The sequence below is a fragment of the Mesobacillus sp. MER 48 genome, assembly GCF_023714225.1.
GTDB classification, from domain to species: domain Bacteria; phylum Bacillota; class Bacilli; order Bacillales; family Cytobacillaceae; genus Mesobacillus; species Mesobacillus oceanisediminis_A.
The window spans coordinates 897,459-921,709 of sequence record NZ_JAMAUR010000001.1 but is presented as its reverse complement, the minus strand read 5'-3'; the positions used below and the strand labels follow the sequence as shown (position 1 = coordinate 921,709).

Here is a 24,251-nt window from a genome sequence, read left to right as displayed (position 1 = left end):
AAGGGGGGCTCCACATGCAAATTTTATTAGAATTATTCAGTAATCCAATAGCCCTGTTCATTCTGATCGGGGTAATCTCAAGTCTGTTCAATCAAAAAAAGAAGGATGGCAGCCAGCAACAGCAGCGCCGTCCTGTCAGGCCGCCCGGACCAGTCCAGCAGCCACGTCCGGCGCCTGTGAGAAGACAGCAGGCCGAAGCAAAAAGGGAGCCGCTCCGTCCTGAGATTGAAAAAGCTGATGATTACTATCCCCGGTCCGAGAACCGCAGACCTGCAGAACCAAGCAGGGACAAGAGAAGTCAGAGCCCGGCCGATTCAGGAGTTGAAGTCCTGACAGATATTCAAAAGAAATATCAAGAACGAAAGCATCAAACTGAAGAATCTGCAAAAAAACAGCAAACTGGCAGGATGTCGTCCAGTCAAACATCTGGCCGGCTGAACCAGAAGAGAGAACAGGTACAAACCGATGTCGTATTCCAGCCGGATAAAGACACTCTGTTAGAGGGATTGATCTGGGCTGAAGTCCTAGGAAAGCCCCGTGCGAAAAAGCCTTACAACCCGTCGAGGAGATATTAGGCAAAGGATTTTGACCGCTCCTGCTGGTTTGAAAGAATGCTTATGATAAAGTTAAAAATGGTGCTAGAACCTCCCTTTTTCTCATACATATGAGATGAAAGGGGGTTCTTTTTTTTATGGCAAAAAAATGGGGCCAGTATGTACGCAAATGGATGACACAAAAAATGGATCTTCCTCAAGATGTCATGATGGATCTCCCTAGAATCACGATGATTGGGCAAGTCCATATTTATATAGAAAATCATCGGGGCCTGCTTGCTTTTTCAGATGGTGAAGTGAGGCTTATGATCAAAGGCGGCCAGCTTCTGGTCAAGGGCAAGGCGTTCGTTATCAAGACAATATTGCCTGAAGAGATACTGCTCGAAGGAAAAATCGATCAGGTTCTATATATAAATGATTGAAGTTGAGGGGGAGCCAAATGAAAAACCAATGGATACACACCTTTTCTGGCACTGTGAAGGTGAAATTGACAGGCAGGGGCATAGAAAGATTCCTGAACCAGCTGACACGTAATGGCGTGTCAATTTGGAATGTGAAGAAACATGGTTCAGAGGCGGTTACTTTTTATGTCAATCTGCAGGACGTGAAAAAGCTGCGGATCCCGGCGAGGGACAGTCACTGCAAGATCAGGTTCCTGGAGAGGGCGGGAGGCCCTTTCTTTTTAAAGAAGTTATGGACAAACAGTGGTTTTTTAGCAGGAGCAATTTTGTTTTTTGCGTTGATCGTGCTCCTCTCAAACATGGTTTGGGGAATTGAAATAAACGGTGCCAGCCCCGCGACTGAATATCAAATTCGCAAGGAATTGGACAAGATGGGAATTGGTGTCGGTAAAATGCAGTTTTCGATTGACAATGTCGAAAGCATCCAGAAGGAACTGACAGATAAGGTAGGGGCTTTGACGTGGATTGGTGTAGAGCTGAAGGGGACGACCTATCATTTTCAGGCTGTCGAGAAAAGTGAGCCGGAAAAAGCGGAAGCAATTGGTCCAAGGCATTTAGTTGCGAAAAAGAAGGCGGCCATTGTCAAAATTTTCGTGGAGAAAGGGGATCCGGTGGTGGAAGTGAATGATTTTGTGCAGCCCGGTCAGCTCCTTGTATCAGGCTTGTATGGTAAGGAGAATGAGCAAAAAGTGGTAGCGGCCACTGGTGAAATCCTTGGGGAGACCTGGTATTCAACCAAGGTGGAATTGCCTTTAAAAAGTACATTCCAGGTCTATAACGGAAATGAAAAAAGAATTTATTCTTTGAAAATAGCCGGAAAAGCAATACCTGTATGGGGTTTTGGGAAGAATGAATTCAAGGAGTATGAAACCGAAGTCTCAGAGCAGCCAATAAAATTTTTCAAATGGGAGCTTCCGGCTAAGATCGAAAAAAGGACGATCAGGGAGCGGGAACAGGTTACCCGCATCTATACAAGGGAAGAAGCGATCGAAAGTGCAAAAGAACTTGCCAGGAAGGATATAAAAAACATGCTGCCTGAAAATGCTATCATAAAAGGGGAAAAAATTTTACATCAGTCAATTGAGAATGATAAAGTAAGACTAATCACACATTTTACAATCATTGAAGATATTGCAGAAGGACAACCAATTATCCAAGGAGACTGAGAATGACAGAAGACCTAAAGACGACTGAAATCCAACTAGCGAATCCAACTGAAGCCGTTTCATTATTCGGCAATGCAGATATCAACCTGAAATTGATTGAACAGGAGCTTGGAGTCTCGATTGTGACACGCGGTGAGACGATAGGGATTTCCGGGCCTGAGGAGCAGGTCGCACTGGCCCAGGCTGTTTTGGAAAACCTGCTTGCGGTGATCCGTAAAGGCATAAGTGTTAGCCAGAGAGAAGCTGTTTACGCTATTCAAATGGCCGAAAAAGGGACCTTGGAATATTTCAGGGATTTATACGATGAAGAAATCAGTAAAAATGTAAAAGGTAAACCCATCAGGGTCAAGACACTTGGCCAGAGACATTATGTGAATGCCATCAAAAGCCGCGACCTTGTTTTTGGCATCGGACCGGCTGGTACTGGGAAAACATATCTAGCTGTCGTGATGGCCGTCACGGCACTGAAAAATGGAACGGTATCCAAAATCATTTTAACAAGACCGGCTGTAGAAGCAGGAGAAAGCCTCGGTTTCCTCCCTGGGGACTTGAAGGAAAAGGTCGACCCTTATCTCCGTCCGCTGTATGATGCTTTGCATGATATCCTGGGCACTGAACATACATTGCGTCTGATTGAAAGAGGAACGATCGAGATTGCACCCCTTGCTTATATGAGGGGAAGGACTCTTGATGATGCGTTCGTCATTCTCGATGAAGCCCAGAACACGACACAGGCTCAGATGAAGATGTTCCTGACGCGTCTGGGATTTGGATCCAAAATGATCATAACAGGTGATACCACCCAGATTGATTTGCCGAAAGGCGCTAAGTCAGGCCTGGTAGAGGCGGAGAATGTATTGCAGGATGTCTCCGGAATCTCTTTTGTGCACCTTGAACAGGCTGATGTGGTGCGTCATCCGCTTGTCGGACGGATCATTGAAGCATATGGAAAAAATGAATGAACAACCTCAGTCCGCTCCTGAAAAAATTGTGAGCGGACTTTTGCTTTTGCATGGAAAAGTACAATTTTACTCCTGTAAACGGCGGTTATTTCAATTAGTGATGAAACTTTGGATAAAAACTGATATGATGGTACTTAAAGTCAGGTGATTTCCCAGTTATTCTCAAACTGGCTCGATTTGTTTAGCGGGAGGGCAGTATGGATATGGAAAAGCTGCAGGTCCAATTAACAGCGATTTTAGACTTGTTGAATATAAAGATTTTCCGGGTTTTATTATTCTTGCTTATTGGTATTGTTATGTATTCTGCTATGTTCACCAATGTGAAGCCTGAAAAGCTTAATCTCGAGTTATTCTCTGTGGCAGAGAAAACCATCAGGTCCCCTATTACGATTGAGGATAAAGAAAGCACAGAAGCGAACCGCAGAGAAGCGGTCGAACAGGTCAATGACGTTTATCGGGTCAAGAGGGAATATGCCCAGAACAGGGTGGATCTGGTCACTTCGATATTTGGTTCTGTGTCTGAAGTCAATGCAGAAGCACAGGAAGAAATTGATAAACAGAAGACAGCCGCCGAGGCGGATGGGAAAGACGTTTCCGCACCTCAGGTCCCGACGATTGAGGAGAAAATCGAAAAGCTGAAAACCAAATTGACCGACAGTGAAACGAAGAGTCTTTCAGATGACGTATTCATTGCTTTACTGCAAGCCCCAAAGGAAGAACTGCAAGCTGCAAAGGACCTCACCGTCACGGCGATCAATAATACAATGAAGCATAGTGTTCCCGCGGATGAAGTGGAGAATGCAAAATTGAATGTTGAGGAAGAATTGAAGTATACCAGTCTAAACGGCGGCTTGAAAAGGGCTGTCATCGAAATTGGCCGTTATGCTGTCGTCCAGAATGAATTTTATGATCCTGAAGCTACCGAGGACCTGCGCCAGCAGACAATGGATAGTGTGGAACCAGTAAGGATTCTTGAAGGTCAAATTCTCGTGGATGAGGGACAACTGATCAGCAGGGATATCTATAAGAAACTGCAACTGGTCGGCCTGCTGGAAAGTGAAAATTCATATAAGCCGTTCATCGGGCTAGGGATGCTTACTGCATTAACCTTGTTTGGACTTTATGTCGTTTTTAATGAAATGGAAAACGCTGATAAAAAACAAAAGAACCTGTTGATTTTCAGTATTATTTTTATTACCGCGATTTTATTGATGAAACTGGTCAGCCTGTTCGATGAATTTGAATACTCCGAGATTGGATATATTTTCCCTGCAGCTATGGGAGCGATGCTGATCAAGATCCTGATCAACGAAAGGCTTGCCCTGCTGCAGGTGGCCATTCTTGCGGTGATCGGCACGATCATATTCAACGAAGGCATTACCGGGACATTGAATGTCTCCCTGGGAATTTATATTTTATTGAGCGGTTTGGCGGCGATCCTGTTTTTGCAAAAACAGAATCGGAGGTCCAAAATACTCCAGGCAGGTTTATTTGTCTCGGTGATCAACCTTATTGTCATTCTTTCAATTTTGTTCCTGAGGAATAGCCAGTATTCTGGATTGGAATATGGGTTTTATATTACTGCCGCGTTCGTTTCCGGAATTGTCTCGGCTGTACTGACAATTGGTCTGCTGCCGTTTTTTGAAGCGGGATTCGGCATTCTTTCTACCTTAAGGCTGATTGAACTGTCCAATCCTAATCACCCGCTCTTAAGAAAGATTCTTACTGAGGCTCCGGGAACATACCATCACAGTGTCATGGTCGCCAATCTATCGGAAGCCGCATGTGAGGCAATCGGTGCAAATGGCCTTCTTGCAAGGGTTGGATGCTATTATCACGATATCGGGAAGACGAAACGCCCGCAGTTTTTTATCGAAAACCAGATCAATATCGATAATCCTCATGATAAATTGCCAGCGCTGACAAGCAAAAATATCATCATCGCCCATGCGACGGATGGCGCAGAGATGCTTCGCAAACATCGTATGCCTAAAGAGATAATTGATATCGCTGAGCAGCATCATGGGACTACTTTGCTGAAATTCTTTTATCATAAAGCAAAACAAAATGGCCATGAAGTGAAGGAAGAAGATTTCCGCTATCCAGGGCCAAAGCCGCAGACAAAAGAGTCTGCGGTCATCGGAATTGCCGACAGTGTCGAAGCAGCCGTACGATCGATGAACCATCCAACCCATGAGCAGATCGAAACACTGGTCGACAACATTATCAGGGACCGGCTTCAGGATGACCAGCTGAGTGAATGTGATATCACCTTAAAAGAGCTGGACACCGTTGCTGATACTTTATGTGAGACATTAAAGGGAATTTTTCATTCCAGAATTGAATATCCAGAAATGAATAAACAGAAGGTGAAGCAGGCATGAGTTTAGAAATCGATTTTTTGGATGAAACAAATGAATTGGCAGAAGAGCAGATGATTGAAATTGAAAAACTTTTGAATCATGCTGCGGTGAATGAGAATGTCCAGGACGGAAGCGAGCTTTCTGTAACTTTCGTTTCAAATGAACGCATTCAGGAAATCAACAGGGAATATCGGGATAAAGACCGGCCGACAGATGTCATTTCTTTCGCATTAGAGGAAATGGGCGAAGGTGAATTGGAGATTGTCGGGGAGGATATCCCCCGCATCCTGGGGGATATCATCATCTCCATTCCTAAGGCAAGGGAACAAGCAGAGGAATACAACCATTCATTCATGAGAGAGCTTGGCTTTCTCACAGTCCATGGTTTCCTCCACTTATTGGGCTATGATCATATGAATGAAAATGATGAAAAACAGATGTTTGACAGGCAAAGGGAACTGCTCGAAGGATATGGCCTTGGACGCTGATAAACGGAGGAAGCATCCGTTGACTTCCTCCTTCAAATTTGGTTTTGAAGGAATTGCAGCAGCAGCCAGGGAACGAAATGTACAAATCCATTTCGGTATTTCAGTTTTCGTCGTTCTGTCTGGCTTCATTTTTGAGATTAACAAATACGAATGGATTGCGATTATTCTGTGTATTGGCGGAATGGTGTCGTTGGAGATGATGAATACGGCAATCGAGAGAACGGTTGATTTGTATACAGAAGAATTCCATCCGCTTGCGAAGCAGGCGAAAGACATTGCTGCCGGTGCTGTGCTCATTTTTGCGATTGCCAGCGTCATTATTGGTATGATCATCTTTTTGCCGAAAATTCCAGCATGGTTCAGTTAGTTGTCCGAACAGGGCAACTTTTCTTTTTTAAAGGCTGTTTTCGTAAAGATTGTTGTTAAAATCTTAAAGCCGATTTTAACGTGCTATAAGCAATTTTGCAGTTCGTTTTTAAGTGTGCAAGCTCTTTTCTCATAATAAGCTTGAATTTTATAAAGAAAACTAGGTCATTCAATCCAATTTAGTAGTCAATAGCAACAAAGTTTGAGAAAAGAGCCTTTTTAAAAGGCTCCTATCGCGACAATAGCCAGTTACATGTTAGAACGATTTGAAAATAGGAAAGAACTTGAGTAAAATATCATCACAGTGTACAAACAGTGCTTGAATGTTTTTAGAAAATTTAAAAATTTATATTTCATTTTCGCTACAAACGATGAAATCACACTGGAAATAAGTTAAAATAAAGTGGAGAAGGGAATTACAGGATGAACTTTAATAATCAAGACTCAAATAATAAATCGCACAAATCAGGATTCATATCAATCATTGGGAGACCAAATGTAGGAAAGTCGACCTTTCTTAACAGGGTAATCGGGCAAAAAATTGCGATCATGAGCGATAAGCCCCAAACGACCCGGAACAAGGTGCAGGGAGTATTGACACTCGATGATTCACAATTGATTTTCATCGACACTCCAGGAATCCATAAACCAAAGCACCGTCTTGGCGATTTCATGATGAAGGTTGCACAAAATACTTTAAAAGAAGTCGATTTGGTGTTATTTATGGTCAATGCCCAGGAAGGATATGGCCGCGGAGAAGAATTCATCATTGAAAAACTCCAAAATGTGAAGACGCCTGTTTTCCTTGTCATCAATAAAATCGATCTTATTCATCCGGATGAGCTGTTGAAACTGATCGAGTCCTACCAGCAGAAATTCAATTTTGCAGAAATTGTTCCGATTTCTGCGCTTGAAGGGAATAATATAGATCGGCTGCTTCAGCAAATCAAGGAAAAAATGCCGGAAGGACCACAGTTCTATCCAGCCGACCAGGTAACAGATCATCCGGAACGCTTCATCGTTTCTGAACTGATCAGGGAAAAAGCGTTGCACTTGACAAGGGAAGAAATTCCTCATTCACTCGCTGTCGTGATCGAAAAAATGGAACGCCAGCCTGAAAAGGAAATGGTGCATGTCATGGCAACGATCATTGTTGAGAGGGACTCCCAGAAGGGAATCATCATCGGCAAGCAGGGAGGCATGCTGAAGGAGATTGGCAAACGAGCCCGTCATGATATCGAAAGCCTCCTTGGATCAAAGGTATTCCTGGAGTTATGGGTCAAGGTCCAGAAGGATTGGAGAAACAAAGCCACTCAGCTTCGTGATTTCGGTTTCAGGGAAGACGAATATTAAGCCTGTTTGGCAAATGCTCCACCAATAACATATTAACGGATTCCAAATATTATTCATAAACAGGATTTACAATTTTTGCGTAACATGAAAATCTGATTGACAGGCTATGATATTCATAAGGATTTGGGATAGATGCATTGCTAGTGAAAAAATGAAAGGTGGGGTTTTCGATGTTGGATTTTACCTGGAAGGTGTTTTCGCAAACAGGTAACATTGACACGTATCTTCTCTTTAAGGAATTAGAGAAAGACAATCAAGAAATACCCGGTTATCAGGAGGATGAACTAGCACAAATTGATTTTCCAATCTCATAGGTTTGTCTGTAGTAATGGATGGTGACAACAGATGCTGCAGAAATGCGAAGGCATTGTCATTAGGACAACTGATTATGGCGAGAACAATAAAATTGTAACTTTATATACCAGGGAATTCGGAAAAGTTGGTGTGATGGCAAGAGGTGCGAAAAAGCCCAGCAGCAGGCTCGCTGCCGTCACCCAGCTTTTTACGTATGGCCACTATCTTTTCCAGGCAAGCTCAGGCCTGGGCGGACTGCAGCAGGGAGAGATGATTTCATCCATGCGGTCAATCCGGGAGGATATTTTTCTGACAGCCCATGCCAGTTATGTTGTAGATCTGACGGATAAAGTGACTGAGGATAAAAAATCGAATCCTTTTATGTTCGAATTGCTCCTTCAGACCCTCAACTATATGAATGAGGGCTATGATATGGAAATCCTCACATTTATCTATGAAATGAAAATGCTCAATGTCCAGGGACTGTATCCGGTTCTGGACAGGTGTACAAATTGCGGCAGCACAGAGGGAGAGTTCCACTTTTCAATCAGGGAGGGAGGGCTCCTGTGCCATCGGTGCTTTGAAACGGATCCGTACAGGATTAAAATCTCTCCTGGCACAGTCAGGCTGCTGCGGCTTTTTTATCTGCTGGACTTAAGCCGGCTGGGCAATATTTCGGTCAAACCAGAAACAAAAGCTGAATTGAAAAAGGTCATTTCCGCATACTATGATGAATATTCAGGTCTTTATCTAAAAACAAGAAAGTTTCTGGACCAAATGGATTCATTCAGGGACCGCCTTTAACTATTGACATTGCTGAATCTTTTCGCTATTATTCAAATCAATAGCTTTCTCAGATTTTTAATGACAATTACATATGTTGCTGTGAAGGAAAAGAGTACTTAACTCCCTCTGCATTAGCGAGTCCGGGTATGGTGTGAGCCGGGTGGCAGAAAGTAAGGAAGGCGTTCCGGAGCGACATCACTTTTAAAGTGGCTGCTTTCTGGCAGCAAATAGGGTGGAACCGCGGGTAAACTCTCGTCCCTATGCATGAAAACGATGCATAGGGGGCGGGAGTTTTTTTGTTGTAAAGATAATCGATCCATAAACTTGAACTGAAAATTTTCCGGAGGTGTAAAGATGAATATCCAAAACATGATTTTAACACTGCAAAAACACTGGTCTGAACAGGGATGCGTCCTTATGCAGGCTTATGACACCGAAAAAGGGGCAGGAACGATGAGCCCATATACTTTTTTGCGGGCAATTGGACCTGAGCCATGGAATGTCGCTTATGTAGAGCCATCACGCCGCCCGGCAGACGGCCGCTACGGAGAGAACCCGAACAGGCTTTATCAGCATCATCAATTCCAGGTGATCATGAAGCCTTCTCCAGACAATATCCAGGAACTTTACCTGGATTCCCTGAAAGCGCTCGGAATTGATCCGCTGGAACATGATATCCGTTTTGTAGAAGATAACTGGGAAAACCCGTCACTTGGCTGCGCTGGTCTTGGTTGGGAAGTATGGCTGGATGGAATGGAAATCACCCAATTCACCTATTTCCAGCAGGTAGGCGGGCTTGACTGCAAACCAGTATCTGTTGAAATTACTTACGGAATCGAACGCCTTGCGTCTTATATCCAGGATAAAGAAAATGTTTTTGACCTTGAGTGGACAAACGGTTTTACAGTGAGGGACATATTCGGTCAGCCTGAATATGAGCATTCCAAGTATACATTTGAAACTTCTGACAAAGATATGCTGTTCAACCTTTTCAATATTTACGAAAAGGAAGCGAATCGCCAGATGGATGAAGGGCTTGTCCATCCTGCCTATGATTATGTCCTGAAGTGTTCGCATACTTTTAACATTCTTGATGCGCGCGGTGCTATTTCCGTAACAGAAAGAACGGGTTATATTGCCCGTATCCGCAACCTTGCCAAGAAAGTTGCGAAGACTTTTTATGAAGAAAGAGAGAAACTGGGCTTCCCAATCATTAAAAGGAAGGAGCAGGTTAAAAATGACTAAACGGAATTTATTGCTTGAAATCGGTCTTGAAGAAATGCCTGCAAGATTCATTACCGACTCCATTAACCAGCTGGCTTCCAAAGTAGAGAACTGGCTGAATACAAATAATATTGGATTTGAGGGCATCAGCATCTTCTCGACACCTCGCAGGCTTGCCTTGCTTGTCGCGAATGTCGATGAGCGTCAGGAGGACAGCGAGGAAGAGGCAAAAGGACCTGCGAAAAAGATCGCTTTAACTGAGGATGGCAAGTGGTCCAAGGCAGCAATGGGCTTCACACGCGGACAGGGAATGACGGTCGAAGATATTTATTTCAAGGAAATCAACGGCGTAGAGTATGCCCATGTAAAGAAATTTATCAAGGGGCAGGAAACCTTTGATCTTCTTGTTGAGTTAAAAGCGATTATCACAGGGTTGACCTTTCCGAAAAACATGCGTTGGGCAGATCTTGAACTTCGTTATGTCCGCCCGATCAAATGGCTTGTGGCTATGTTCGGCAACGACATCATTCCTTTTGAAATAGCCGGTGTTCAAACAGGCAGTACGACAAGAGGCCATCGCTTTCTTGGAGAAGGGGAAATTCAGTTATCAGCTCCTGAAGAATATGAAGAAGTATTATTGGGCCAGTATGTGGTCGCAGATGCACAAAAGCGCAAAGACGCGATTACTTCCCAGCTTGAAAAAATTGAGGAAGAAAACGGATGGGTAATCCCAGTAGATGAAGACTTGCTGGAAGAGGTCAATAATCTGGTCGAATATCCAACAGCCTTATATGGCCGTTTTGAAGAAGAATTCCTCGAAATACCGAGTGAAGTCCTGATCACATCCATGAAGGAGCATCAGAGATATTTCCCTGTCAAGTCAGCAGAAGGGGAGCTTCTTCCTCATTTCATCACTGTCAGGAACGGTGACCACCTCCATATCGAAAAAGTGGCCCGCGGAAATGAAAAAGTATTAAGAGCAAGATTGGCTGATGCTGCGTTTTTCTATAAAGAAGATCAAAAAATGCAGATCGAATCAGCTTTAGAAAAATTAAAGAATGTTGTCTATCACGAAGAAATCGGCACAATCGCTGAAAAATCAGATCGTGTCCGCAAGCTTGTCAGATTGATTGCTGAAAGAATGGATTTTGCACCTGAGATCGTAAGCGCCGCAGACAGAGCAGCGGAAATCAGCAAATTCGACCTGGTTTCACAGATGGTCTACGAATTCCCGGAACTTCAGGGAATAATGGGAGAAAAATACGCTTTGCAAAAAGGCGAAAGCCGGGAGGTAGCAACTGCAATCAATGAGCATTATATGCCTCGCAATGCGGATGATTCTATTCCGGGATCACCTGCAGGTGCGCTGGTTGCAATCGCCGATAAGCTGGATACGATTGTTGCGTTTTTCTCACTGGGCATCATTCCAAGCGGCTCACAGGATCCTTATGCATTAAGGAGACAGGCGGCAGGGATTGTTCAGACGCTTATCGAAAAGCAGTGGGGAATTACCCTTGAAAACCTTGTCGGCTTATCGCTTAACCTTGTTTCTGAAGCAGGAATCGGCAAGCGCCCTGAAGAAGAGATATACCATGACCTTATCCAGTTCTTCAAGCTGAGGGTCAAGCACATGCTGCAGGAGCGGGGAATCCGCTACGATCTCATCGATGCCGTACTTGGCGGGGAAATCGGTAACGTTTCCGCCCTGGTTGATAAAGCAGCGGCACTTCAGGATGCCAGCGGCAGGGAAGACTTCAAGGAAAATATGGAAGCGTTGAGCCGTGTCTTGAATATTGCCAGCAAAAAAGAAGTGCTTGGTGAAATCGAACCGGAACGCTTCGAAAATGAGTATGAGCAAAAGTTGTATGAAAAGTATCTTGAACTCGGCAAGAAGGCTGATGACGGAATGGATGCAGCTTCCTATTATCAGCTGCTGGCTGAAATCAAGCCGGAAATCAATGATTATTTTGAGCATACCATGGTTATGGCAGAAAACCCTGATGTCCGGGAAAATCGCCTGAATCAAATGGCAGCACTAGCGGTTCTGATCATGAAACTTGGCAAGGTGAATGATATCGTCGTAAAATAGCATGCTTTATTCACAGAAACAGATCGGTGAACTGAAAGAGTGCCTTCCTGCATGGGAAGGCACTCTAATAAGTACTTTTTTATTAGGTATGATCTGTGAGTAGAGAAAAAGTCATTAGATTGATAAGAAGGTTATAAAAATTCTTTCTTTTGGTTACCTCATGTAGTATATAATAATCTTATTAAGCTTTTTTCGGGAAACCTGTAATACATAAATCCTCAGTGTCAGCTAATGAGGCTATCTCGGAAAAGCTGAAAACCAAGAATACGGGATAAATAGAAAATCCCGATGGGTGGTGAGGACAATCGAACTGAATAAACGACAGGAGCAGATCCTGCAAATCGTAAAGGATAACGGACCGATCACCGGAGAACATATAGCAGAAAAACTTAATCTGACCAGAGCTACCCTCAGGCCTGATCTTGCCATCCTGACAATGGCGGGATATTTGGATGCCAGACCTCGAGTCGGGTACTTCTATACCGGAAAATCCGGTAATCAGCTGCTTTCTGAGAATCTTAAAAAAATCCTTGTCAGGGATTATCAGTCCATTCCGGTCGTCGTCCCTGAAAATGTATCTGTCTATGATGCGATTGTTACGATGTTCCTTGAGGATGTAGGTACATTATTCGTGGTAGATAAGACTTCGAAACTCGTAGGTGTGCTGTCCCGGAAAGATTTATTGAGGGCAAGCATCGGGAATCAGGAGCTGTCCACGCTGCCAGTGAATATCATCATGACAAGGATGCCGAATATAACAGTTTGCAGGCGGGATGATCTGCTGATTGATGCTGCAAAGGAATTAATTGAAAAACAGATTGATGCCCTGCCGATCATCAAGGATACAGATGAAGGATATGAGATTGTTGGAAGATTGACAAAGACAAACATTACAAAGGCTTTTGTTGCCTTGGGAGAAGAATAAGAATCAAGGCGGAGAAGGGGTTGATTGGAGAATGAATAAAACACCTATTATTTATGTGGTTTCTGACTCTGTCGGCGAGACAGCAGAGCTCGTGACAAAGGCTGCCATCAGCCAATTCGAACATTTGGATGTATCTCTAAAAAGATTTCCTTATGTTGAGGATAAAATAAATATCGATGAAGTCATCTCCATGGCCAAGCATGATGACGGAATGATCGCTTACACATTGGTTAAGCCTGAAATCAGCGATTATTTGCAGGAGTCTGCCAGTAAAGAGGGAATTTATGCATGCGACATCATAGGTCCGCTCATGCAGCAGATCCAGGTAGTTAGCGGCGAGACACCATTATATGAACCTGGTCTTGTCCGTAAACTTGACGAAGATTACTTCAAGAAAGTCGAAGCCATCGAGTTTGCGGTTAAGTACGATGACGGCCGCGACCCAAGGGGCATACTTAAAGCAGATATCGTCCTTGTGGGGGTTTCAAGAACTTCCAAGACGCCTTTATCACAATACCTGGCCCATAAGCGATACAAAGTGGCGAATGTGCCGCTTGTACCTGAAGTTGATCCTCCGGAAGAATTATTCCTTGTTCCAAAGGAAAAATGCTTTGGCCTTAGAATTACGCCTGATAAGTTAAACCAGATCAGGCGAGAAAGACTGATTTCCCTTGGATTGAATGACCAGGCAATTTATGCCAATATCGAGAGAATAAAAGAAGAAATACAGTATTTTGACGGAATTGTTGAAAAAATCGGATGCCCAGTAATCGATGTGACAAATAAAGCCGTAGAAGAAACGGCCAATGTCATCCTCCATACCGTCCGAAACAGGCAGATAGGCAATTAGCACATATTTTGTATGTGCTTTCTTTTTGCTCTGTTAAATTTTATGTCCTGTTAATTTAGTGCAGCGCGGAGACTCCTCGAAAAGGTTTACGTATTTTCTTCGTTCGTGGACAAGTTCGTGGAAGTTTCTCATTGTCCTGCGGGTTAAGCGCCACCCTGAGGACAACTAAGTGGCTGGATTAAGAATCAACAGTCTTGTTTAACAGAGCATTCTTTTTATGAAGCCATTTTGTTCTCGAAAATTTCGCGCACCTCAGCTTCCACTTCTAAACACTGATGATTTTCGAGAAAAAATAATGGAAAAATAGGCGTTCTTATACTATAATAAAAAATTGTGATAAAAATGTATCTGTTTAGGTTTAGACTTGACAGATTACGAATAAACTATTTACTATCAGTTGTCAAGATGTAGACCGCGAAAAAATTCGACAAAATTCCCTGTAAAAAATACATTCCTGAAGAAGGAATATGCGGAGTGATGTAGAATTAATACTAGTGAAATCAACAGTCAGTCCCTTTTTGTGGATGCAGACTCTTGCCCGGTCATAAAGGAAATTGTCGAAATTGCTTCGAAGTTTTCCATCGAAGCTGTTTTTGTGGCTTCATACGCTCATATGAAGAATGATCTTCAGGGGCAGAACTGGGTTTTTGTCGATTCCAATAAGGAGGCTGTAGACCTTTATTTAATGAATCACGTTAAGAAAGGTGATTTTGCAGTGACGCAAGACATTGGGCTTGCATCTACACTCATTGCGAAAGGGGTTTACACAATCTCCCCGAGGGGAAGTTTATACGAAGAAAAAGGAATCCAGACTGCACTTGAGCTTAGGCATATTTCTGCCAAGGCCAGGAGGCAGGGTTTTTACGGGAAAGGCCCAAAACCTTTCACCGAAAAAGACAGAGAAAAATTCATGAAGGAATTGAACATGCTTTTGTCGAATTTTAAGATATGTTCAAGGAATCACAACTAATATGGGGTCATGCATATGGCAGAGAGGATTGCCGAGGAAAAAGTAAATGAAATCCGGCAGGCGGTTGAAATAGTCGATGTCATTGGTGATTATGTCCAATTGAAAAAGCAGGGCCGGAATTATTTTGGGCTTTGTCCATTTCATGGAGAAAATTCCCCATCATTTTCGGTTTCACCTGACAAGCAGATTTACCACTGCTTTGGTTGTGGAGCTGGAGGGAATGTGTTTTCATTCCTGATGGATATCGATGGACTGTCTTTTCAGGAAGCTGCAGTAAAACTTGCCGAATTGGCAAATATTGAACTGAAGCTAGAAGGCACAACAGCCAGCAGGAATCCGCAATTGCCTGAAGGTTCGAAGCAAATGATCGACGCGCATGAACTCTTGCGTAAATTCTACCATCATTTGCTGGTAAACACAAAAGAGGGCCAGGATGCCCTGGAGTACCTTCTGAATAGGGGATTCACCGAGGAATCTATAGACAGGTTCCAAATAGGCTATGCATTGCCGTCCTGGGATTTTGCAGTGAAACTTCTTGAAAAAAGAGGTTTTTCGCCTGGGGTGATGGCTAAGGCAGGATTGGTCATCCAGAGGGAAAACGATGGGACATACTTTGACAGGTTCCGGAACAGGATTATGTTCCCAATCCTGGACCATCAGGGTAATACGATTGCGTTTTCAGGGAGAGCAATGGGGGACGAAGAGCCCAAATATTTGAATAGTCCCGAGACGCAGATCTTTAATAAAAGTAAAATTTTATATAATTTTCATCTTGCGCGCGGCTCGATCCGGAAACAGCAGCAAGCTGTTCTATTCGAGGGATTCGCGGATGTCATCTCCGCCAACCGTGCAGGGGTAGAAAACGGAGTCGCCACGATGGGGACTTCGTTGACCGAAGAGCATATTTCCTTGCTCAAAAGAAATGTGCAGGCTGTAACGCTATGTTATGACTCGGATAAAGCCGGTATTGAAGCGGCATTCAGGGCCTCTAACATGCTGTCGAAAGCAGGGTTCGCTGTCAGGGTAGCGACCATGCCGGACGGGATGGACCCGGACGATTTCATAAAGATGCATGGCGAAGAAAAGTTCAGGAACGATATTATTGGGTCCAGCTCCACTTTGATGGCATTTAAATTACTATATTACCGTCGAGGAAAAAACCTTCAGAATGAAGGAGATCGCCTTCAATATATCGAAGAAGTACTTAAAGAAATCAGCAAACTTGATAAGGCAGTAGAAAAAGATTTGTATCTGCGTCAGCTGGCAAATGAATTCTCGCTGTCGCTTGATGCTCTGATCCAACAGCTTAACCAGTTGGATCAGGCTTCAGCTCCCAGAAAACAAAACCAGCCACGTCCCGAAACAAGACCAGCGGCCTATACAAGGAAAGCAGAGCTTAAGCCGGCATACCATACGGCTGAGAGACGGCTGATCTTCCATATGATGAGAGACGCAGACGTCACCTACAAGGTCCAGGGAATGCTGGCAGGAAGCATGATGAATATTGATGAACACCAGGCTATTATTACTTATTTATTTGCATACTATGAAAAAGGACATGACCCTGATCCAAGTGCGTTCTTAAATTATCTTCAGGATAATAAGCTAAAAAGGGTTGTTGCTGATATTGAGATGATGCCTCTGAACGAGGAAATCAGCGATCAGGAATTATCTGATTATATCAAGCAGGTCTTGAATTATCAAAAAATGTTAAAAATAAAGGAAAAAATGGCAGAACAAAAACAGGCAGAACGTCAAAACGACATTTTGCGCGCTGCGGCAATCGCAACAGAGATTATCCAATTGCGCAAGACATTATAAAGCTTATGCTGATTGTTTTTGATTTTTGGAAGGAGGGGGACATATGGCTGAAAAGTCAGCCCGTTCTAAAGAAGTCACCGAAAATGAAGTGACAGTTGAACAAGTGAAAGACCAGTTAACGGCACTGGGCAAGAAAACAGGTGTCCTTGCTTATGATGATATTGCAGAGAGGCTTTCAAGCTTCGAACTGGATTCCGATCAAATGGATGAGTTTTACGAATTCCTCGGTGAACAGGGAATTGAACTTGTCGGCGAAAGTGATGAAGAGGAAGATCCGGACATCAAACAGCTTGCCAAGGACGATGAAGAATTCGACCTGAATGATTTAAGTGTTCCTCCCGGTGTCAAAATTAATGACCCGGTAAGAATGTACCTGAAGGAAATTGGCCGAGTAGACCTTCTTTCTGCAGAGGAAGAAATCAACCTCGCTGAAAGAATCGAGCAGGGCGATGAAGAAGCGAAAAGACGGCTTGCTGAAGCAAACCTTCGACTTGTCGTAAGTATTGCGAAACGCTATGTAGGCAGAGGCATGCTATTCCTTGACCTGATTCAGGAAGGGAATATGGGCTTGATCAAGGCAGTTGAGAAATTCGACTACCGAAAAGGGTTCAAGTTCAGTACCTATGCTACCTGGTGGATTCGCCAGGCTATCACTCGTGCGATCGCTGACCAGGCGAGGACAATCAGGATCCCTGTCCATATGGTCGAAACAATCAACAAATTGATCCGTGTGCAAAGACAGCTCCTGCAGGACTTAGGACGCGAACCAACACCTGAAGAAATTGGTGAAGATATGGACCTTTCACCAGAAAAAGTTCGTGAAATCCTTAAAATCGCCCAGGAGCCGGTCTCACTTGAAACACCAATCGGTGAAGAGGATGATTCACACCTTGGAGATTTCATTGAAGACCAGGATGCTACATCTCCTTCAGAACACGCAGCATATGAGCTGCTGAAGGAACAGCTGGAGGATGTCCTAGATACGCTTACAGACCGTGAAGAGAACGTCCTGAGATTGCGTTTCGGCCTGGATGACGGGCGCACACGTACGCTTGAAGAAGTAGGTAAAGTTTTCGGGGTTACACGCGAACGGATCCGTCAGATCGAGGCTAAGGCTCTGCGTAAGCTAAGACACCCTAGCCGAAGCAAGCGATTAAAAGACTTTTTAGAATAGGATTGCCAAGGAATAATTTACTTTTTAAAATAAGAGTAAATTATTCCTTTTTTTCTGTATAAATGTTTGAGACAGGATGTGCCGATAAATGGATGACCATCGCAGGAAAATCATTACGAATGAAATCAAATACTGGAAAGAAAGCAGGCTGCTGCCGGATCATTATTGTGACTTTCTCCTGAACCTATATACTGAAGGAGGTTCAGAGGGGGAGCCAATCAGCAAAAATAGCCATAGACCTTTGAATCTTCTTAGGATAATTTTGATTGGATTGTTATCGCTTTCAGTTTTTTTATTTTATTTTACTGAATTGTCCCTTTTTTTGCAAATCGGTTTGACAATATTTTTTGGAATAACATCCGTTTTAATCGCTGTTTATATGCTGAAGAATTCTTATCTTGATTTAGTCATTTTGCTATCTTCGGGACTCCTCTTATTGATCACATCCATTCAGGCGGGTGAAATACTATTTCCAGACAAACATGCTATTCTCTATTTGATCACTGCTCTCAACTGTCTGTTATGGCTTGCAGCAGGCATGAAGTGGAAGATGGTGTCATTCAAAGTTTCGGGAATTGCAGGATTAATTGTCCTGCTAGTTGCTATATTCATATAATAATTCAAAATTTAAAAGTTTTTAAATGTTGAGAAAATTGTCTGTTCACCTTTATAATGTAGAATGTAAACGCATTCAATGTCTTGAGGGGGATGGAAATGAATTTTGATTTAACATCAGAACAGGCGATGATTAAAAGGACGATTAGAGAATTTGCCGAGGAAGAAGTAGCTCCTGGAGCGATTGAGAGGGATAAAACGAAACAGTTTCCGACAGAAATTTTTAAGAAGCTGGGTGAACTCGGTATGCTCGGGCTGCCTTTCCTTGAGGAATATAGTGGAGCAGGCGCTGATACGGTCAGCTTTGCCATTGTAACCGAGGAGTTGAGCAGGGCATGTGCTTCCACCGGCATTACTTATTCAGCACATATATCCCTTGGCGGAGCTCCTATTAACCTATTCGGCACAGAAGAACAAAAGCAGAAATACCTGACACCTATCTGTACAGGTGAATCTTTGGGCGCATTTGGGCTTACTGAACCTAATGCTGGCTCGGATGCAGGCGGGACACAGACTACAGCCAAAGAAGTGGATGGTGAATACATCATCAATGGAAGCAAGAACTTTATCACTAATGCAAGTTATGCGAAACATCTTGCAATGACTGCAATAACCGGCAATAAGGATGGAAATAAAGAAATCAGTGCAATTATTGTGCCTACAGATGCACCTGGCTTCACTGTCATCGATAATTATGAAAAAATGGGCCTGAATGCCTCGAATACAACACAGCTGGTGATGGAGGATGTCCATGTCCCGGTTGAAAACCTGCTTGGAAAGAAAGGGGAAGGCTTCAAGCAATTCCTTGTGACACTTGATGGCGGCAGGATTGGCATTGGTGCTATGGCAGTGGGAGTAGCACAGGCTGCTTATGAAAAGGCTTTGAAATATGCAAAGGAAAGACAGCAATTTGGAAGATCGATTTCCCAGTTCCAGGCAATCCAGTTCAAGCTTGCTGACATGGCAATGAAAATTGAACTTGCACGCAATATGGTCTATAAGGCGGCATGGCTGAAGGACCAGAAACGTCCGTTCTCGAAGGAAGCTTCGATGTGTAAGCTATATGCTTCAGAAATCGCGATGGAAGTTGCTGACCAGGCTGTACAGATTCATGGTGGATACGGATATATGCGGGAGTATGAGGTCGAGCGCTATATGCGGGATGCGAAATTGCTGGAGATTGGCGAAGGAACATCTGAAGTCCAAAGAATGGTGATTGCAAGATTAATTGGCTGCTAAAAGGGAAACCTAAATATGCCTTAATCATCAAAACTTCATCAATTGATGGAGTTTTTTGTCTAAATTGTGAACATGTGTGACAAAGTTTGCTTTTTTACTTTCCCTGTAAACGTTTTTCAAGTAAAATAATATCTGTGTGAAATCATTATTTAGTTGATGTTGTACATAAAGGAGGGTATATGATGAATCGTAATCCAATTATCCCGTTTGTATTGATCATGGTAATGGGGATCGGCTTGATGTTCCTGCTTTCTTTCAAAGGTCTTGGTGACGCTAAGGATCTTACGAAGGAAAAAGAAGGCGGCGGAAAGACCGAAGAAACTGCTGAAGTGAACCCAGAGGAGTTTTACCAGCAAACTTGTGCAGGCTGCCACGGCAACCAGTATGAAGGTGTATCTGGTCCCGCGCTAAAAGGTGTAGGCAGCAAGTACTCCAAAGACGAAATCAAAGACATTCTGACAAATGGTAAAGGCAACATGCCTCCTGGAATGGCTGCAGGCAAGGAAGAACAAATGGCTGAATGGATCGTAAAAGAATTGAAGTAATTTTTTAAAGGCTCTTTGCTTTTTGCAGAGGGCCTTTACTATTTTAAACAGTCCGCAATCCAGTTCTCTGCCATCATCTTTTTTCGATGATTGGACAAGGGGCGGGCGATTTTCATATACTTATAAAAGCAAAATATGATTTAGTAGGTGACTTTTATGAATGCTGGAAAGCTCTCAGATCGGCTGAATGCCGTTGCAAATAATATTCCGCAAGGTGCCAGGCTTGCCGATATCGGCTCTGATCATGCTTATCTACCTTGTTATGTAGTTAAAAAGGGGACTGTTCCGAAGGCCATTGCAGGTGAGGTCGCGAATGGACCGTTCCAATCTGCCCTTGAGCAGGTTCGGGTGGAAAATCTAACAGATTGGATCACAGTCCGTAAAGGTGACGGACTCGAAGTGATTGATCCAGGAGAAGTGGATTGTATTACGATTGCCGGCATGGGCGGAACATTGATCTCATCTATTTTGGAGAAAGGGAAATCGAAGCTCGAAGGAGTCGCCAGGCTGGTGTTACAGCCAAATGTGGGAAGTTTTGCAGTGCGCAGGTGGCTGATTGACAACGGATGGGAGCTTGTAGAAGAAGAAATCCTGAAAGAAGATGGAAAGATCTACGAAATCCTTGTTGCCGAAAAAGGCGAACCATTAAAAGCATATCAGGGCTTCAATCTCGAAAATGGCATTCTGTTTGGCCCATTTTTATTGAGTGAAAAATCTGCGGTATTCATGGAAAAATGGAACGCAGAGATAAAAAATTGGCAGCGGATATTAAAGCAGCTGGATGGAGCTGTACAAAATGAAGAAACAGAAAGCAAGAAGAGGGAATTAGAGAAGAAACTTAAAATGGCAGAGGAGGCGTTCCAGTGAAAAAAGTAAATGGACATGAAGTGATCCAGCTTTTCGAACAATTTTCACCCAAAGCCTTCGCGATGGAAGGCGACAAGATTGGCCTGCAAATTGGGGCATTGAACCAGACGGTTGAAAAGGTCCTGATCGCTCTCGATGTTACAGAGGAAGTGGTAGAAGAGGCGATCGCAAAGAATGTTCAGTTAATCATTGCCCACCACCCGCCGATTTTCCGGCCATTGAAAAAAATCGCGACGGACACACCAGCAGGCAGAATGATTGCCAGGCTGATCAAACATGACATCGCGGTTTATGCTGCACATACAAATCTTGATGTCGCAAAAGGCGGAGTGAATGACCTGCTTGCGGAGGCACTTGGCCTTAAGGATTCCCAGGTACTGGTTCCGACTTATGAAGACCAGCTGAAAAAACTGGTTGTTTTTGTACCTGAGGAAAATGCAGAGCAAATCCGTGAGGCATTAGGAAACGCAGGGGCAGGGGCGATCGGTGATTATAGCCATTGTTCCTTCACAGCCTCAGGAAAGGGACGATTCCTGCCAGGGGAAAACACGAACCCTCATATCGGCGAACAGGGAAAGCTTGAAGCAGTTATTGAAGTCCGGGTTGAAACGGTTTTTCCGCAGAGTATCGAAAAGAAGGTAATCCAGGCTATGATCAAAGCGCACCCTTATGAAGAGGTCGCCTATGATGTATATAGACTGGAGAATAGCGGAGAACAGCTTGGACTGGGCAGAATCGGAAAAGTCGAGGAGACAACTCTGGGAGATTATGCAAACTTTGTGAAGGAAGCGCTTGGTGTCAATAAAGTGCGAGTAGTCGGGGACTTGAATGCTAAAGTGAAAAAAGCAGCTGTCCTTGGCGGTGACGGGAATAAGTACTTCACTCAGGCAAAGTTCCGGGGAGCTGATGTGTACATAACAGGGGATATATATTATCACACTGCACATGACGCACTGATGGACGGCTTGAACATGATTGATCCCGGACATAATGTTGAAAAAATCATGAAAAAAGGAACCGCCAGCGTCATGGAACGGCTTAGTAAGGAAAAAGGGTATGATGTCCAGTTCTTGGCTTCAGAAATTGACACTGACCCTTTTACTTTTATCTAATGCATCTTTTGCAGAACTAGGAGCTAACCCAAATCCAGAATGGAAGTCGGGAGCAGTAGCCCCTGGTACCAAAAAAGCAGCCCGAATTCTTTCGGGCTGCTTTCATCTTATACACCTGCTTCGGTTTTCTTAACCTTCGGCAGAATTTTAGAGAGTGGCACCTTTTTCTCTTTTACCCAGGTTGCTTCGTTTTCCTGGTCAAACTGTTCAAGGAAAGTGATGACTTCTTTTGTGATTGGTGTCGGAGTCGATGCGCCAGAAGTGACGGCTACTGTTTCGGCATCCTTGATCCAATCAATTTCAAGTTCGGTAATATCGGCAATCCGATAGGCTTTTGTACCGGCGATTTCTTGTGATACCTGGGCAAGGCGGTTGGAGTTGTTGCTTTTCGGATCACCAACGACAATCAGGACATCCGCTACTTTCGCCTGCTCTGCCACTGCCTCCTGTCGTACCTGTGTTGCCATGCAGATTTCTCTGTGAACCTCTGCGTGTGGATACTTTTCTTTTACTTTTTCCATAATCTCGGCAACGTCCCACTGGCTCATGGTTGTCTGGTTGGTGACAATCAATTTCTCAGCATGTAAATTCAATGCTTCCACATCAGCTTCTGTTTCTACAAGATGGACGATTTCGGGAGCAACGCCTACGGCACCCTCTGGCTCTGGATGACCTTTTTTGCCAATGTAAATGACTTCGAAGCCTTCTTTTTCCTTATCGCGAATCAGATTATGGGTGTTCGTGACATCCGGACATGTAGCATCAATCGATACCAGCCCTTTTTTCCTGGCAAGCTCCCTGACCTCAGGGGAGATTCCATGCGCTGTGAAAATAACTGTCCCGCCCTCAACTTTTTCGAGGATCTCCTTACGGTTGTTTCCGTCCAGAGTGATGATGCCTTCTTCTTCAAATGCATCGGTAACATGCTTGTTATGGACAATCATTCCCAGTATATATATAGGTCGCGGCAAGCTTTTATCCAATGCAGCATTGCGGGCAATGACCATTGCGTCGACAACGCCGTAGCAATAGCCGCGCGGCGAAATTTTAATTACATTCATTGAGTCATCCTCCTAAGAATACCTCTGATTCTTTCTTTTATTATATAAGACTTATAGAAAGATTACAAAAGAGGATTTCCGGAAGGAAGAATTAACTATTCTTCAGACTAAATGAAAAGTTTTGGTGTTGATGCCCCGTTCTGCTTTTGGGCTGGTTTGTCTGATACAGCTGTGTTTTCGGCTTTCACTGGCTTCTTCTTGTTCTTACTCTTGCTCTTACTCTTGTTTTCGTTCTTGTTCTTTTCTGGCTGATCTGTCTCCGCTTCAGTTGTTTGTTCATCTGCATCCGGAAGATCCTTCAATCCTCGATAAAGCTTCCACATCGATGGCAGATTGCGGACAAGCGGACCATATTGCTGTACCATCGGACCGAACTGCTGCGCCGAGTTCAAAACTTTTTGCGTGTTTGTCAGAAAACCGCTCAGTGCGGATGGGTCAGCGAGTGATTTAAGGATTCCGCCGCCTGAGCCGGCTCCCCGTGTCGCTGTATTGGCTCCAGTTAAGAAACCTGCTGGACCATTTCGCTGGCCGGTGCCTCTTCCCAATATCTTCGAGAGCAGTCCGCCTCCCTGGCTTGAGCGCATATTCCTGCCCCCCATTCGCGGCATCTGGCCTGGCGGCATCATTGGGCCTTGGGCGAATGGATTGGAATACATCTGACGCTGGCCCATCCCTGGCCCTCCCATCATGCGGGGACCTTGAAAGCGATTCGGCATTCCGCCTGGATTCATACGGGGTCCTTGTAGCATTGAGACCCCTCCTTTCCCAATATAACTTCTCCTATTAGACTATGCGGGAAGTCCGGAATGGTTTAAGGAAAAAGTATGTAATGAAACAGGTTTGTTTTTTTCATAGGAAAGGTTAAGATAGTACTGATTGGAGATTTTCTGCAATCTTTATTATAATTACAGGATGAACCTGAAAAAGAACAGCTTACGGAACAGGCTGTAATCCTGGAAACACTTG

The 24,251-nt window shown here is 43.9% G+C and carries 24 protein-coding genes and 1 other annotated feature; of the genes, 22 read left to right on the top strand and 2 right to left on the bottom strand.

Going from position 1 to position 24,251, the window contains the following annotated elements; genetic code table 11:
- The first annotated feature begins 14 nt into the window (after nucleotides 1-14).
- From M3593_RS04750 to M3593_RS04645, 22 genes are all read left to right on the top strand, one after another.
- On the top strand, nucleotides 15-575 hold the full coding sequence (locus tag M3593_RS04750; protein WP_144476158.1) for a hypothetical protein: 561 nt from the start codon (nucleotides 15-17) through the stop codon (nucleotides 573-575).
- A 116-nt stretch (nucleotides 576-691) separates the two neighbouring features.
- Entirely contained in the window at nucleotides 692-976 is a 285-nt protein-coding gene (gene yqfC / locus M3593_RS04745) for a sporulation protein YqfC (RefSeq protein ID WP_079509795.1), read from the top strand.
- A gap of 17 nt (nucleotides 977-993) precedes the next feature.
- Nucleotides 994-2,181, top strand: coding sequence for a sporulation protein YqfD (gene yqfD / locus M3593_RS04740; RefSeq protein WP_251540934.1), 1,188 nt, complete (start codon nucleotides 994-996; stop codon nucleotides 2,179-2,181).
- 2 nt (nucleotides 2,182-2,183) lie between these two features.
- Nucleotides 2,184-3,143 (top strand): PhoH family protein, encoded by a 960-nt coding sequence (locus tag M3593_RS04735; protein ID WP_251540933.1) that lies wholly within the window; start codon nucleotides 2,184-2,186, stop codon nucleotides 3,141-3,143.
- Between the two features lie 203 nt (nucleotides 3,144-3,346).
- Nucleotides 3,347-5,527, top strand: a complete 2,181-nt coding sequence (locus tag M3593_RS04730) for an HD family phosphohydrolase (RefSeq protein ID WP_251541275.1) — start codon at nucleotides 3,347-3,349, stop codon at nucleotides 5,525-5,527.
- A complete protein-coding gene (gene ybeY, locus M3593_RS04725; protein WP_144476161.1) occupies nucleotides 5,524-5,994 on the top strand; it encodes an rRNA maturation RNase YbeY in 471 nt (156 codons plus the stop codon). The genes M3593_RS04730 and ybeY overlap by 4 nt, the downstream gene beginning before the upstream one ends.
- Nucleotides 5,978-6,361, top strand: a complete 384-nt coding sequence (locus M3593_RS04720; RefSeq protein WP_144476162.1) for a diacylglycerol kinase family protein — start codon at nucleotides 5,978-5,980, stop codon at nucleotides 6,359-6,361. The genes ybeY and M3593_RS04720 overlap by 17 nt, the downstream gene beginning before the upstream one ends.
- A gap of 422 nt (nucleotides 6,362-6,783) precedes the next feature.
- Complete coding sequence (gene era, locus M3593_RS04715) at nucleotides 6,784-7,713, top strand: GTPase Era (protein WP_144476163.1); 930 nt, start codon at nucleotides 6,784-6,786, stop codon at nucleotides 7,711-7,713.
- 170 nt (nucleotides 7,714-7,883) lie between these two features.
- Nucleotides 7,884-8,027: a YqzL family protein gene (locus tag M3593_RS04710; protein WP_144476164.1), complete on the top strand. Its 144-nt coding sequence runs from the start codon at nucleotides 7,884-7,886 to the stop codon at nucleotides 8,025-8,027.
- 31 nt (nucleotides 8,028-8,058) lie between these two features.
- A complete protein-coding gene (gene recO, locus M3593_RS04705) occupies nucleotides 8,059-8,811 on the top strand; it encodes a DNA repair protein RecO (RefSeq protein ID WP_251540932.1) in 753 nt (250 codons plus the stop codon).
- A gap of 72 nt (nucleotides 8,812-8,883) precedes the next feature.
- Nucleotides 8,884-9,056, top strand: a binding site (T-box leader).
- 91 nt (nucleotides 9,057-9,147) lie between these two features.
- Complete coding sequence (gene glyQ / locus M3593_RS04700) at nucleotides 9,148-10,038, top strand: glycine--tRNA ligase subunit alpha (protein ID WP_144476166.1); 891 nt, start codon at nucleotides 9,148-9,150, stop codon at nucleotides 10,036-10,038.
- On the top strand, nucleotides 10,031-12,106 hold the full coding sequence (gene glyS, locus M3593_RS04695; protein ID WP_251540931.1) for a glycine--tRNA ligase subunit beta: 2,076 nt from the start codon (nucleotides 10,031-10,033) through the stop codon (nucleotides 12,104-12,106). The genes glyQ and glyS overlap by 8 nt, the downstream gene beginning before the upstream one ends.
- Nucleotides 12,107-12,398: 292 nt before the next feature.
- The gene (ccpN, locus tag M3593_RS04690) at nucleotides 12,399-13,031 is read left to right on the top strand and encodes a transcriptional regulator CcpN (RefSeq protein ID WP_144476168.1); all 633 of its coding nucleotides are present in this window, start codon (nucleotides 12,399-12,401) and stop codon (nucleotides 13,029-13,031) included.
- Between the two features lie 31 nt (nucleotides 13,032-13,062).
- Nucleotides 13,063-13,881: a pyruvate, water dikinase regulatory protein gene (locus M3593_RS04685; protein ID WP_251540930.1), complete on the top strand. Its 819-nt coding sequence runs from the start codon at nucleotides 13,063-13,065 to the stop codon at nucleotides 13,879-13,881.
- 520 nt (nucleotides 13,882-14,401) lie between these two features.
- Nucleotides 14,402-14,851 (top strand): YaiI/YqxD family protein, encoded by a 450-nt coding sequence (locus M3593_RS04680; protein WP_251540929.1) that lies wholly within the window; start codon nucleotides 14,402-14,404, stop codon nucleotides 14,849-14,851.
- A gap of 15 nt (nucleotides 14,852-14,866) precedes the next feature.
- The gene (dnaG, locus tag M3593_RS04675) at nucleotides 14,867-16,672 is read left to right on the top strand and encodes a DNA primase (RefSeq protein WP_251540928.1); all 1,806 of its coding nucleotides are present in this window, start codon (nucleotides 14,867-14,869) and stop codon (nucleotides 16,670-16,672) included.
- A gap of 43 nt (nucleotides 16,673-16,715) precedes the next feature.
- On the top strand, nucleotides 16,716-17,846 hold the full coding sequence (gene rpoD, locus M3593_RS04670; RefSeq protein ID WP_144476172.1) for an RNA polymerase sigma factor RpoD: 1,131 nt from the start codon (nucleotides 16,716-16,718) through the stop codon (nucleotides 17,844-17,846).
- Nucleotides 17,847-17,934: 88 nt separating this feature from the next.
- Nucleotides 17,935-18,462 (top strand): hypothetical protein, encoded by a 528-nt coding sequence (locus M3593_RS04665; RefSeq protein WP_144476173.1) that lies wholly within the window; start codon nucleotides 17,935-17,937, stop codon nucleotides 18,460-18,462.
- A 98-nt stretch (nucleotides 18,463-18,560) separates the two neighbouring features.
- A complete protein-coding gene (locus M3593_RS04660) occupies nucleotides 18,561-19,700 on the top strand; it encodes an acyl-CoA dehydrogenase family protein (RefSeq protein ID WP_251540927.1) in 1,140 nt (379 codons plus the stop codon).
- A gap of 182 nt (nucleotides 19,701-19,882) precedes the next feature.
- On the top strand, nucleotides 19,883-20,245 hold the full coding sequence (gene cccA, locus M3593_RS04655; protein ID WP_144476899.1) for a cytochrome c550: 363 nt from the start codon (nucleotides 19,883-19,885) through the stop codon (nucleotides 20,243-20,245).
- Nucleotides 20,246-20,401: 156 nt separating this feature from the next.
- The gene (locus M3593_RS04650) at nucleotides 20,402-21,112 is read left to right on the top strand and encodes a tRNA (adenine(22)-N(1))-methyltransferase (RefSeq protein WP_251540925.1); all 711 of its coding nucleotides are present in this window, start codon (nucleotides 20,402-20,404) and stop codon (nucleotides 21,110-21,112) included.
- Nucleotides 21,109-22,224: a Nif3-like dinuclear metal center hexameric protein gene (locus tag M3593_RS04645; protein ID WP_251540923.1), complete on the top strand. Its 1,116-nt coding sequence runs from the start codon at nucleotides 21,109-21,111 to the stop codon at nucleotides 22,222-22,224. The genes M3593_RS04650 and M3593_RS04645 overlap by 4 nt, the downstream gene beginning before the upstream one ends.
- Nucleotides 22,225-22,331: 107 nt before the next feature.
- Here M3593_RS04645 and M3593_RS04640 read toward each other — a convergent pair whose 3' ends face one another.
- On the bottom strand, nucleotides 22,332-23,285 hold the full coding sequence (locus M3593_RS04640; RefSeq protein WP_251540921.1) for a 4-hydroxy-3-methylbut-2-enyl diphosphate reductase: 954 nt from the start codon (nucleotides 23,283-23,285) through the stop codon (nucleotides 22,332-22,334).
- Nucleotides 23,286-23,392: 107 nt separating this feature from the next.
- The gene (locus M3593_RS04635) at nucleotides 23,393-24,034 is read right to left on the bottom strand and encodes a YqfQ family protein (protein ID WP_251540920.1); all 642 of its coding nucleotides are present in this window, start codon (nucleotides 24,032-24,034) and stop codon (nucleotides 23,393-23,395) included.
- Between the last annotated feature and the right edge of the window lie 217 nt (nucleotides 24,035-24,251).